This is a genomic window from Arthrobacter woluwensis (assembly GCF_900105345.1).
Classification (GTDB): Bacteria; Actinomycetota; Actinomycetes; order Actinomycetales; family Micrococcaceae; genus Arthrobacter_E; species Arthrobacter_E woluwensis.
Map to the genome: position 1 here is coordinate 2,413,535 of NZ_FNSN01000003.1, position 12,306 is coordinate 2,425,840.

Here is a 12,306-nt window from a genome sequence, read left to right on the forward strand (position 1 = left end):
TGCTCCTTCTGCTCTCAGGATGGTGCTGTCAGGACGTTCCGCCGGGACGGGGTCCCAGCGGCGGTGGCACCAGGCCGGGGATCGTGTCCCTGCCCGGCGGGGTCTTGGTGGGGATCTCCCGGAGCATCTCCTTGAGCACCCCGATGCCGTGTTCCAGCTGCGGGTCCGTGCCGGCCTTGTGGGCGTGCGGGGGGAAGAGCACTTCGATGTCCGGGTCGACGCCCCGGTTCTCGACTCCCCAGCCGATGCCCTGGCCGAAGAAGTGCGAGTAACGCGGCTGCGAGACGGGCGTGCCGTCCACCAGGTCGAAGCGCATGTCGATACCGACCACACCGCCCCAGGTCCGGGTGCCGATGACCGGCCCGATCCCGCGCATCTTGACGATCTGCGTGATGATGTCCCCGTCCGAACCGGCGAACTCGTCGGTCAGGACGACCACCGGACCTCGGGAGGCCAGGCGCGGATACACCATGGGGTACTCGCCACGCGGCATCATCCAGGCGTCCACCGTGCGGCCGATCAGTTCGGCCACGAGCTGAGAGGTGTGTCCGCCACGGTTCCGCCGCACGTCCACCACGAGGGCGTCGCGCAGGGACTCGGTCTCCAGGTCCCGGTGCAGCTGTGCCCAGCCGTGCGCCTGCATGTCCGGGATGTGGATGTACCCGAATCCTCCGCCGGAGGCCTCACGCACCATCCGTCGCTTGGACTGCACCCAGTCCTGGTACCGGAGCCGCTCTTCGGAGGACAGCGGCACGACGGCGACCCGGCGGGCCGCCTGCCCGGGCGTCCGGACCGTGAGCTCCACCGGCCGTCCTCCGGCGCCGCGGAGGAGCTCGGCGGGCGCCTTGCCCTCGGGACCACCGAGCGCCACGCCGTCGACGGCCAGCAGGACGTCGCCGGCCCGCACGTCCGCACCCGGGCGGCGCAGCGGCGAGATCGCCTGAGGGTCCGAGGTGTCGCCGTCGAGCACCCGCTCCACGGTCCAGCCAGCCTCACCGAGGCTGAGGTCGGCGCCGAGGAATCCCTGCCGGCCGCTCCCCTTCTCGCTCGGCTCGGGCGAGCGCACGTAGGCGTGGGAGGTGCCCAGTTCGCCGTGCAGTTCCCAGAGGAGGTCCACCAGATCGTCGTAGCTGCCGATCCGTTCGAGGACGGGCAGGTAGCGCTCGTAGACGGCGTCCCAGTCGAGGCCGCCCATGTTCTCGTCCCAGAAGAAGTCCCGCTGGAGGCGCCAGGCCTCGCGGTACTGCTGGGCCCAGACCTTGCGGGGTTCCAGGAACACCCTGATGCGGTCCAGCTCGAGGTCCTCAGGCTCCTGCTCGGCCTCACCCGTGGACACGGTCCGGAGCTTGCCCTCGGCCTGGACCACGGCGGTGGAGCCGTCGCCGGAGAGCCGGTAGGACTCGACGCCTTCGGCGACGGTGCGGGTCTTCCCGCTGCCCAGATCGAGACGGATGAGTGGGGCCTTGGGAGCCTGGTCGGTGGTCTTGGCGCGACCGTCGCCCAGTTCACCCTTGACCGGGACGTCCAGGTACAGGAGCGCTCCGGGGACGGCGGTGAGGTGCTCGTAGTTGCCCTGTTCGACCGGCAGAGGGACGACTCGCTCGGCGAGGCCCAGGGGGTCCACCAGCGTCTGCGCGGGAGCCGTCTGTGCGGGAGCGCCGTCCTTCGTCGAGGTCCCGTCCTTGGCGGCCGCGGAGCGGGATTCCGCGATGCGGGGACCGAAGGGAGCCGCGGTGCTCGCATCCAGGGCCACGAGATACGGCCTGATGGGATGCGGGAAGGAGAGATCGAAGCTCTGACCGTCGTAGACCGGGTCGAAACTCCGGCTCGACAGGAAGGCCAGGAACTTGCCGTCCGTGGTGAAGGCGGGGTGCGAATCCACGAACCGGCCGTCCGTGACGTCGAGCACCTCGGATCCCTCGTCGCGGGACCGCAGACGGATGAACCGTCGCTCCGAGTTGCCGGCCACCGCCTGAGACCAGGCGAACCAGGTGCTGTCCGGGGACCAGGCGAGGTGGTCCACGGTGCCGGCGCCGGGTGAGGCCACGCTTTCGGCGCCGCCCGTCCTGGTGTTCAGCAGGATCACGTCACCGAAGACGGTGCCCAGGAGGAGCCATTCCCCGTCGGGGCTCGGTTCGAGGCTCACCACCCGGGCGGGAGGCGTGAAGTCGACGGTCCCGGCGTCGGCGCCGGCACCCGTGGCGTTCTCCTCGGAGGCGGGCTCCGCGGATTCGGCGGCGTCCGAGACACCGTCCGCGCGGTCCTCGGCGTCGACGTGCTCGCGGACCGAGGCCGGAGCCGAGTCCCCCACCACGCCCAGCGCCGAGACCGGGCGGGGCAGGCCGTCGGCGTCGGCGTCTTCCGGGGCGTCCGGCTCGGCAGGAGCCGGTGCCGCGCTCATGGCCGGTGTGGCGCCGAAGGCGTCGCTGACCAGGGAGGTCACGAGGAGGGACTCCTCGCCCCCGCGGTCGTGGAGGTAGGCGACGCGCCCGTCCGCGAGGAAGCGAGGCAGACGGGCCCGCACGGAGCTGTCCGCTTCGACGGCGCGCGCCGGACCCTCCTGGTGCCGGAGCCAGTGGAGGGAACCGTGGCTGACCACCAGACTGCTCTCGCCCTGCGTGTCAGGCTGGGCTTCCCGGAGATGAGCGGACACGTCGAGGGGCTTCGACGCCGGACGGACCGAGCCCAGCTCGATGTCCAGCGCTCGGGTTTCGGCGTCCTCGCCGTCCAGGAGGAAGATCCGGCCGGCTGACTCGACGACGAGTCGGTTGCCGTCGCCGGAGGCGTGCCGGACGTAGAAATCCTCATGATCCGTGTGGCGGCGCAGGTTCTGCCCGTCCGGGGTCACCGAATAGAGGTTGCCGTAGCCCTCATGGTCGGAGAGGAAGTGGATCCGTCCACCGCTCCACACCGGGTCCGTGAGGTTGCCGTCGAGCTCCGGCACCAGGCGGGTGAACTCCCCGTTGCCGTCCGCGTCGATCCAGAGCTTGCCACCCGTGCCGCCACGGTACCGCTTCCACCAGGCGGGCTCCCGGGACAGCAGGGACGCCAGCACCACCGGCTTCTCGTCACCGAGCGCGGGTCCGAAGGCCATGTTCTCCAACGGGCCGTATCCCAGGGCCTCGGGCGCGCCGCCGTCGAGCGGAACAGCGTAGCCGTGGGCCAGGCGGGAGTCACCCTGCTGGAAGGCGCTCGTGACCAGCACGCGGCCGTCCGGGAGGAAGCCCTTGTTCCTCGTGGAGGGGTGGCCGAAGTGCGTGAGCTGGCGGAAGTCCCCGCCGTCGAGGAGGGCCGTCACCACTTCCGGCGCGGACCCGCGGGTGACGGTCCAGACCAGGCGCTTGCCGTCCGGGGTGAAACGCGGATTCCTGGCCGGCAGGTTCAGCGCGGAGACGCGCCAGGCCTTGCCGCCGGTGAGCGGGGCCAGCCAGACGTCATCCTCGGCCACGAACGTGACCAGATCACCATGGATGTGGGGGTACCTCAAATAGCCTTGGTGTGTCATGGTTCGATCCTAACCAGCCTGTCCCGCGCCCTGAGGGACGCCACGGTCAGCCGCGTGGGGCCACGTCGCCGATCCGCCAGCCTCCATCACGCCGTACGAGCGTGAGGCGCAGCTCCTCGACGCCGGCAGGTCTCCTCGCGGCGGCGGATGGCCCGGCGCCCGGGTCTCCGACGATGAGGTATGACGGCGTCCGGACGGTCACGCTGAGCACCGCACGGTCCGCCGACACTCCGCCGTCCACGGAGGCCGCGCTGAGCACCGGCCGGTAGCCGTCGTAGCGCCGGCGCTCCGTCAGCATTCGCGCGATGAGCGCACGGTCCCGGTCCTTGAGCACGGCGTCCCCGTACACGGAGTCCAGACGGCGGGGGTCCCGGGTGAGGAGAGCCGTGGTCCGCGCCGCGAGGAGACGTCCCGCCGCGGCGATCGCGGCTCGCGGCCCGGCGTCGGGTGAGGCGCCGGGCCCCGGGGTGGCCCGGCCCGGCGACGCCCTCACGAGCGCCTTCACCGGCGACGACGGCGACGACGGCGAAGACTCGTCGTCCACGGCTCCGCTGACCACGGCCCACCCGAGGGCAGCCGCGCCGAGAAGCGCTGCGAGCAGCACGGTGACAGCCCTGAACAGCCGCTCGTGAGGTGCTCTTCGCGGCCTTCGACCCGCCCGGGGCGCCCTGTTCCTGCGCTTCCAGCGATCACCCGAGCGGCGCCGCGGGCCCGGCCCGCTCCGGGACGGCACGAGGGCGGTCGCCAGTTCGCCGTACTCTTCACGGGCGGCGCCTGCGGCGATCTGCACCGGCGCCGCCGGCCCGGACCGTCGCACGGCCGTGGCGAACTCCCGGGCTCCGGGCCGCTCGTCCGGGTTCTCCGAGAGCGCTTCTTCGAGGGCGGCGGCCAGATCGGGCGATACACCCGGATGCAGCACCGGAAGGGGCGGACGGCTCCGCGCCGGTCCGGGCGACGCACCCGTGAGACACCACCACGCGACCGCGGCGAGGGCGTACACGTCGCCCGACGGCCGGGCCTCCTGCACGTCGGGCTCGGCGAAGTCCAGGGTGGCCCGCCGGATGCGCCGCTCCCCCGTCAGACGCGCCTGGCCGAAGTCCGCGAGGAGCGGTATCCCGTCGGCCGTGAACAGGATGTTCCCGGCCGAGACATCGCCGTGGACGATCCCCCTCGCGTGGAGCGCGGACAGTGCCTCGGCCACCGGCACGGTCACGGTGACCACCTCGGCGGCGCTCAGGGTGCCACGCGCCGCCATCAGGCTTCCGACCGAGCCGCCCGAGGCGAAATCCATCAGCACTCCCGCCGCCCGGACCGACCGGCCGTCGGGACCCGGCAGTTCGACGGGCACCAGACCGTGGAGCCGGAGCAGATGCGGGTGTTCCAGACCTCGGACCCTCCAGCGTTCACCGCGCAGCGGCTCATCCAGCGGCCGCTCGCCGGCCGGCTCACGGCGGTCCGGCCCGCCCTGACCCGGTCCCAGGCGGGGGACCTTCACGGCGCGCCGGGCGCCGTCGTCGTCCTCGAGAAGCCAGACGACGCCGGCTGCCCCGGCGCCCAGTCGGCGCACCACGCGGTGACCCTCCACCCGGGGCGCGGCCGTGCTCCCCGAGGCGCCGCCGTCGCCCTGCCGTTCCTCACTCATCGCGCCTCCCGCAGTTCCCTCCGCTGTCCTCTCTTACTGTGCCGTGGAATGCGAGGTGCCCGCAGAAGTTATCCACAGGCGACCGCCCCAGCGCCGCGGTAACAATCCCCGGGGCAGTGAGACCTTCACCACAACGGCCTGCCGCCGGGCCCCACAGGTCTAAGCTGATACGCATGACTTTGGAGTTCTCGACCCTGGGACTTGCCCCGGACTACGTCGACTACCTCCAGGGCTGGGACGTGCAGCGGGAGCTGCACACCGCGGTCCTGGAAGGTTCCCGTCCGAGCACCGTGCTCCTGCTGGAGCACGCCGCCGTGTACACCGCGGGCAAACGCACCGAAGATCACGAACGGCCCTTCGACGGCACCCCCGTGGTGCCCGTGGACCGTGGTGGCAAGCTGACGTGGCACGGCCCGGGCCAGCTGGTGGCGTACCCGATCATCAAGCTCAAGAACCCGGCCGGGATCCGGGATTACGTGCACCGGCTCGAGGACGTCATCATCGACGTGCTCGCGGACTACGGCATCGCCGCCACCCGGGTGGACGGCCGCGCAGGCGTCTGGATCACCGCCGATGAGAAGGGCCCGGACCGGAAGATCGCCGCCATCGGCATCAGGGTCCATGAAGGCGTCACCATGCATGGCATCGCCATCAATTGCAACAATGACCTGTCCCCCTACGCGCAGATCGTCGCGTGCGGGATCTCGGATGCCGGGGTGACCACCATCGCCCTGGAGACTGGACGGAACATCTCGCCTGCTGACCTTGTTGAGCGAGTGATGGAAGAGTTCCGCAAGCACGAGAGCGAACTCGTCGCCGTGGAAGAAGGAGCAGTCAAGTGACTCTTGTCCCCGAAGGCCGTAAACTCCTGCGGATCGAACAACGCAACGCCGCGACCCCCGTGGAACGCAAACCCGACTGGATCAAAGCCAAAGTCCAGATGGGACCCGAGTTCGTCGGCCTGAAGAACCTCGTCAAAAAAGAAGGCCTGCACACCGTCTGCGAAGAAGCCGGCTGCCCCAACATCTTCGAATGCTGGGAAGACAAAGAAGCGACCTTCCTCATCGGCGGCTCCGAATGCACCCGCCGCTGCGACTTCTGCCAGATCGACACCGGCAAACCCTCCCCCCTGGACCGGCTCGAACCCACCAAAGTCGCCCGCTCCGTCCAGTCCATGAACCTGCGCTACGCCACCGTCACCGGCGTGGCCCGCGATGACCTCGACGACGAAGGCGTCTGGCTCTACGCCGAAACCGTGCGCAAAATCCACGAACTCAACCCCGGCACCGGCGTGGAACTGCTCATCCCCGACTTCTCCGGCAAACCCGAACACATCCAAGCGATCTGCGACTCCCAACCGGAAGTGTTCGCCCACAACGTCGAAACCGTCCCCCGCATCTTCAAACGCATCCGCCCCGCCTTCCGCTACGAACGCTCCCTGGATGTCATCACCCAAGGCCGCGCCCACGGCATGGTCACCAAATCCAACCTCATCCTCGGCATGGGCGAAACCCGTGAAGAAATCAGCGAAGCCCTGCACGATCTGCACCAGGCCGGCTGCGACCTGATCACCATCACCCAATACCTGCGCCCCTCCGAACGCCACCTGCCCGTGGACCGCTGGGTCAAACCCCAGGAATTCGTCGACCTCGCCGAGGAAGCCGAAGCCATCGGCTTCCTCGGCGTCATGTCCGGACCCCTGGTCCGCTCCTCCTACCGCGCCGGACGCCTCTGGGCCACCGCCATGCGCAAAAAAGGCCGCGACATCCCCGCAAACCTCGCCCACATCGCCGACGGCATCCAAGACTCCGGCACCACCCGCCAAGAAGCCCGCACCCTCATCGCCACCCAAGCCTGAGGTCCTGTGGCTTCTCACGCCGACGGCGGCACACGGCAATGCCCGTGTGCCGCCGTCGGCGTTTCAGTACGCCCTCTGTGCTGGCTAGAATGGAGACACTATGGCTAAATCCACCGATTCCACCGTCACGAACGACGACGGCTCCACCAAGCGCGGCCTCTTCAATCGCAAGCCCCGGGCCAAGAAGAAAGGGCCCAGCCGACTGAAGCAGATCGGCGAGGTCTTCACCATGACCCGCCGCCACGACCCCCTCGTGGTCTGGCTCATGCTGCTGGCCTTCCTCGTGGTGGTCGGCCTCGGCGTCGGAATCGGCGCCCTCTTCAACAACTGGATCACCGGTCTGATCCTGGGCATCATGCTCGGTCTGCTGGCCGCGACCTTCATCCTGTCCCGCCGCGCCGAGCGCGCCGCGTTCGCACAGATCGAGGGTCAGCCCGGCGCCGTGGGAGCCGCACTCGGCACCTTGCGCCGTGGCTGGATCGTCGAGCAGCAGCCGGTCGCCGCGAACCCGCGCACGCAGGACTTCGTGTTCCGCACCGTGGGCCGTGCCGGCGTCGTGCTCGTGACGGAGGGTCCGCAGAGCCGCGTCCGCACCCTGGCCGACGGGGAACGCAAGCGCCTGTCCCGCATCCTGCCGAACGTCCCGATCCACGTGATCTACGCGGGCAAGGAAGAGGGCCAGGTCCCGATCGCGAAGGTCGGCGGCGCGCTGCGCAAGCTCAAGCCGACGCTCACCAAGGTCGAGGTGAGTGCCGTGTCCAAGCGCATCGCCTCCCTGGGCACGAAGCTCCCGATCCCGAAGGGCATCGACCCCTACAAGGCCCGCCCGGACCGTCGCGCGATGCGAGGCCGCTGAGCCAGAACGCCGACCGGCCGCCGTCATTCTCCTGAGAGGGAGACGACGGCGGCCGGTTCCGTTTAAGGGCGGACTCGTCCGCACTTGGTGAGTCAGTCCGGCAGTCCACCGGTGTCGCCGCCGGCGACCAGGCCGGCCTGGATCTTCCGGCGGTGCGCCTGCTCCCAGCCGTCCAGCGACTGACCGGCCTCGGCGGCCTCGCGGTCCTCGGCAGCGCGGAGGAGTTCCGGGGCGTGGGCCGCTTCCAGCACCACGATCCCCTCTTCATCGGCCACGACGACATCCCCGGTGCGGATGGTCACGCCCCCGACCACGGTGTCTCCCTGGGGCAGCACGACGTTCTTGCCGCCCGGCTTCGGGAACACGCCACGGGCGAACACGGGAAAGCCCATCTCCCGCACTTCTTCCAGGTCGCGGATGTACCCGTCGACGACGAAAGCCGCGATCCCGCGCCGCTGCGCCACGGCGCACACATTGCCACCGGCCACCGCGAGGCGGGCGCCGCCGGAGTCGACGACGATGACGGAGCCCGGCTCCGCACGGTAGATCGCCGTGTGCATCATGAGGTTGTCGCCGGGCGCGCACCGCACGGCATGGGCGGGACCGGTGACCCGTGGCATGCCGTCCCAGAGGGGCCGGATGGCGGGATCCAGGATGCGGTCCTCCCCCACCAGGTCCGCCAGGGACGTGGGTGAGACGTCGGGGGTGCTGTCACTCACAGGTGCTCTCCTCGGATTGGTCGGGGACGGGCCGGTGGTTCGATTCGCCGGCCGGCAGCTCAGCGGCGGACCATTCAGCGGCGGACCAGGACGGTCTTCATCGCCTTGTCGTGCAGACCACGCTGATCGGGGTCGAAGATGATGGCGGGGATGACGAGGCAGAGGAGGGCGGCCCGCACCAGGGCCGCGGGAATGCCCGCGGGGGAACCGTCCAGTCGCACCACGTGGATGTTCGAGACGCGGTGACCGATGCTGTAACCCAGCGTTCCGACCAGCACGGCCTGTTCCGCGAAGAAGATCGCCAGGGTCGCCCAGGAATTGCCGTCGAAGAAGTAGTTGCTGATCAGCAGGCACAGTGCCCAGTCGATGCAGATCGCGAGGATCCTGCGCCCCGCGCGGGCCAGCGAGCCCGGCCCGGCTTCCGGCAGTCCCAGCCGCTCTCCCGGGTACTTGCTGATGTGCGTCGTGTCGGGGCCTTCCAGCCAGGAACCTAGATCTCGTCGAGTCACCACCCCTTAAGGGTATCCGCTGGGGCCGGTCCACAACGGCCTCACACCTTCACCGCCGGTCTGTCCGCATCGCGGAGAGCCTGCCCGTGATGCGCGGCACTGTCGGTAGAGTGAGGAGGGTACGACCGGGAGCCACCGGCCCCCAGCGACCACCCGTCACATCTCCGTTGTAACCTCCCGGAAACAATGCAGACACTAGCGGGTAATGCCCGCCGCCTAGGCTGTTCACCAGTAGATGGCACGGCGATCCGCTGGGTGAAGCCTGGCCGGAACCCGGTGCCGTCGCCTTCAGGCCACCGGCCCAATTCTGTTAGGAGCATGCATGTTCACCAGTGCGGACGAAGTCCTCAAGTTCATCAAGGATGAGGACGTCAAGTTCGTCGACATCCGTTTCACCGATCTTCCGGGCGTGCAGCAGCACTTCAACGTCCCCGCCAAGACGGTCGACGCGGACTTCTTCGTCAACGGCCAGCTCTTCGACGGCTCCTCGATCCGCGGCTTCCAGGGCATCGCTGAATCCGATATGCAGCTGATCCCCGATGTGACCACCGCCTTCATCGACCCGTTCCGCGTCGAGAAGACCCTGGCGCTGAACTTCTCCATCGTGAACCCGCGCACCGGCGAGCCCTACCACCGTGACCCGCGTGGCATCGCCGAGCGCGCCGAGGCCTACCTCGCCTCCACCGGCATCGCCGACACCGCCTTCTTCGCTCCCGAGGCCGAGTTCTACGTCTTCGACAACGTCCAGTTCGAGTCCTCCCCGCAGGGCGCGTTCTACAAGCTCGATTCCATCGAGGCTCCGTGGAACTCCGGCCGTGAAGAGGCCGGCGGCAACCTGGGCAACAAGACCCCCTTCAAGGGCGGGTACTTCCCGGTGGCTCCGGTCGACCACCAGGCCGACCTGCGCGACGCCATGTGCCTCAACCTGGATGAGGTCGGCCTCGAGGTCGAGCGCTCCCACCACGAGGTCGGCGCCGCCGGCCAGGCCGAGATCAACTACAAGTTCACCACCCTGGTGCACGCCGCTGATGACCTGCAGAAGTTCAAGTACGTCATCAAGAACACCGCACTCGAGTACGGCAAGAGCGTGACCTTCATGCCGAAGCCGATCTTCGGTGACAACGGCTCGGGCATGCACTGCCACCAGTCGCTGTGGAGCAACGGCGAGCCGCTGTTCTACGACGAGAAGGGCTACGCCGGCCTGTCCGACATCGCCCGCTGGTACATCGGCGGTGTGCTCAAGCACGCCTCCGCCGTCCTGGCCTTCACCAACCCGACGGTGAACTCCTACCGCCGCCTGGTCAAGGGCTACGAGGCGCCGGTCAACATGGTGTACTCGCAGGGCAACCGCTCCGCCGGCATCCGCATCCCGATCACGGGTTCCAACCCGAAGGCCAAGCGCATCGAGTTCCGCGCTCCGGATCCCTCCTCGAACCCGTACCTGGCGTTCGCCGCCCAGCTGATGGCAGGCATCGACGGCATCCGTAACCGTATCGAGCCCCCGGCGCCGATCGACAAGGACCTGTACGAACTGCCCGCCGAGGAAGCCAAGGACATCCCCAAGGCTCCTGGCTCCCTGGAAGAGGCCCTCGAAGCCCTCGAGGCGGACAACGAGTTCCTGCAGGCCGGTGGCGTGTTCACTCAGGACCTGATCGACACCTGGATCGCCTACAAGCGGGAGAACGAGATCGCCCCGCTGACCCTGCGCCCGAACCCGTACGAGTTCGAGCTGTACTACGGCGTCTAGCAGCCTGAGGCGGATGATCGCGGCCCAGACCGCGTGAACCGCCGCCTCGATCGCACTCAGAAAGGCCCCCGGAGCAATGCTCCGGGGGCCTTTCCCGTTTCCCGTGACAGAGCCCCAGCCCGGGCGCCTAACGCGTCTCCTCCCCCACCACCGGCTCCTTGCGGGTCCCCTGCGACTCCTCCAGCAGCCGGCCGAGCCGCGTCACCTCGGTGTGCAGCCGTTCCAGCTGGCCCTTCAGATCCGCGTCGGCCTGCTCCACGGCCACAGTGGCCGTCGCCGAGACCCGCTCCACCAGCCACGATCCGATCGACGCGGTGACGACGCCGAGGACCGCGATCCCCGAGACCATGAGCGCCGCGGCCACCGCCCGGCCGATCACGGTCACCGGATAGTGGTCCCCGTACCCGACCGTGCTGATGGTGGTGAGCGACCACCACACGGCATCCGCGAACGTGACGATGTTCGCGCCCTCGGCGTGCTGCTCGGCGTCGAGCACCGCGAGGGAGGCGCAGTACGTCAGGAAGACGGCCGACACCGCGACAAAGGTGACGATCCTCCCCCGCAGTGCCTTGCCCGCCGTGCCGTACAGCACCCGGAGCAGTGTGACGAGACGCAGAAGGCGCAATGGCCGCAGCACGGGCAGCACCACCATCGCCAGATCCGGCAGATGGGTGGCCAGCCAGCGCCAGCGCTGGGGCGCCAGGAACAGCCTCACCGCGTAGTCCACGGTGAACGCGCCCCATGTGATCCACTGGATGAGCTCCAGCACCTGAGCCTGGCGTTCCGAGACGTCGCCGATCACCTGCACCGAGTACGCGGCCAGGAACAAGAGCGCCGCCGCCATGAGGGGCCATTCCGTGGCCTGCCGCCACCGTTCCGATGTCATGGAGACAGACTATTCGCCGTCCGCTCGTCGCGGGAGGTCGCAGGCCTGCTGCGCGGACACCCGCTCTTGCTAGGCTCGGATCATGGCAGAACTCAGCCCGGAAAGCATCGAATACTTCCGCACCCTCCCCCGCCGCCGCGTCGCCGCGGGACTGGTGATCCGCGACGCCGACGGGAGGGTCCTCGCCGTCGAGCCCAACTACAAAGACGGCTGGCTCCTGCCCGGAGGCACGGTGGACGCCGGCGAAGCGCCCCGCGCAGCCGCCCGCCGCGAAGGCCGCGAAGAGCTGGGCCTGGACATCCAGCCCGGCGCGCTCCTGATCATCGGGCACTCCGCCTTCCCCGACCCGGTCGGCGACGGACTGAACTTCCTCTACGACGGCGGCGTCCTGCCCGACGGCGCCGAGATCACGCTCCAGGAGGAGGAACTCCTGAGCTGGCGTTTCGTCGCCGAGCAGGACCTCCCCGAGTACTTCGGCGTGCACGGCGCGCTGCACGTCACGTCCGCCCTGCGAGCCCTCCGCGAGGAGCGGGTCATCGAGCTCCAGGACCGCGAAGAGATCCTCTGACGCGACCTGCTTCGGG

At 69.2% G+C, this 12,306-nt stretch carries 10 protein-coding genes; 5 read left to right on the forward strand and 5 right to left on the reverse strand.

The window, feature by feature from the left end; all coding sequences use genetic code 11:
• Positions 1–28 precede the first annotated feature (28 nt).
• A complete protein-coding gene (locus tag BLV63_RS11700; protein WP_066212978.1) occupies positions 29–3,505 on the reverse strand; it encodes a S41 family peptidase in 3,477 nt (1,158 codons plus the stop codon).
• 46 nt (positions 3,506–3,551) lie between these two features.
• Positions 3,552–5,147 carry a serine/threonine-protein kinase gene (locus BLV63_RS11705; protein ID WP_066212981.1) on the reverse strand — a complete coding sequence of 532 codons (1,596 nt, stop codon included), beginning with the start codon at positions 5,145–5,147 and terminating at the stop codon, positions 3,552–3,554.
• A 173-nt stretch (positions 5,148–5,320) separates the two neighbouring features.
• Here BLV63_RS11705 and lipB point away from each other — a divergent pair, with 173 nt between their 5' ends.
• The 3 genes from lipB to BLV63_RS11720 all read left to right on the forward strand — a co-directional run bounded on the left by lipB (position 5,321) and on the right by BLV63_RS11720 (position 7,861).
• Positions 5,321–5,989, forward strand: coding sequence for a lipoyl(octanoyl) transferase LipB (gene lipB / locus BLV63_RS11710; protein WP_074784263.1), 669 nt, complete (start codon positions 5,321–5,323; stop codon positions 5,987–5,989).
• The gene (gene lipA, locus BLV63_RS11715) at positions 5,986–7,005 is read left to right on the forward strand and encodes a lipoyl synthase (protein ID WP_066217608.1); all 1,020 of its coding nucleotides are present in this window, start codon (positions 5,986–5,988) and stop codon (positions 7,003–7,005) included. The genes lipB and lipA overlap by 4 nt, the downstream gene beginning before the upstream one ends.
• A 100-nt stretch (positions 7,006–7,105) precedes the next feature.
• Entirely contained in the window at positions 7,106–7,861 is a 756-nt protein-coding gene (locus BLV63_RS11720; RefSeq protein WP_066215410.1) for a DUF4191 domain-containing protein, read from the forward strand.
• 92 nt (positions 7,862–7,953) lie between these two features.
• On the opposite strand, the gene BLV63_RS11725 is transcribed toward BLV63_RS11720, so the two are convergent.
• Both BLV63_RS11725 and BLV63_RS11730 read right to left on the reverse strand, forming a co-directional pair.
• Positions 7,954–8,580, reverse strand: a complete 627-nt coding sequence (locus tag BLV63_RS11725) for an RraA family protein (RefSeq protein ID WP_066215412.1) — start codon at positions 8,578–8,580, stop codon at positions 7,954–7,956.
• 74 nt (positions 8,581–8,654) lie between these two features.
• Positions 8,655–9,092, reverse strand: coding sequence for an RDD family protein (locus BLV63_RS11730; RefSeq protein ID WP_066215415.1), 438 nt, complete (start codon positions 9,090–9,092; stop codon positions 8,655–8,657).
• Positions 9,093–9,411: 319 nt separating this feature from the next.
• On the opposite strand from BLV63_RS11730, the gene glnA reads away from it, so the two are divergent.
• Entirely contained in the window at positions 9,412–10,836 is a 1,425-nt protein-coding gene (gene glnA, locus BLV63_RS11735; protein ID WP_066215418.1) for a type I glutamate--ammonia ligase, read from the forward strand.
• Positions 10,837–10,963: 127 nt separating this feature from the next.
• On the opposite strand, the gene BLV63_RS11740 is transcribed toward glnA, so the two are convergent.
• The gene (locus tag BLV63_RS11740) at positions 10,964–11,722 is read right to left on the reverse strand and encodes a potassium channel family protein (RefSeq protein ID WP_066215420.1); all 759 of its coding nucleotides are present in this window, start codon (positions 11,720–11,722) and stop codon (positions 10,964–10,966) included.
• 82 nt (positions 11,723–11,804) lie between these two features.
• On the opposite strand from BLV63_RS11740, the gene BLV63_RS11745 reads away from it, so the two are divergent.
• Positions 11,805–12,290 carry an NUDIX domain-containing protein gene (locus tag BLV63_RS11745; RefSeq protein WP_066215423.1) on the forward strand — a complete coding sequence of 162 codons (486 nt, stop codon included), beginning with the start codon at positions 11,805–11,807 and terminating at the stop codon, positions 12,288–12,290.
• Positions 12,291–12,306 lie beyond the last annotated feature (16 nt).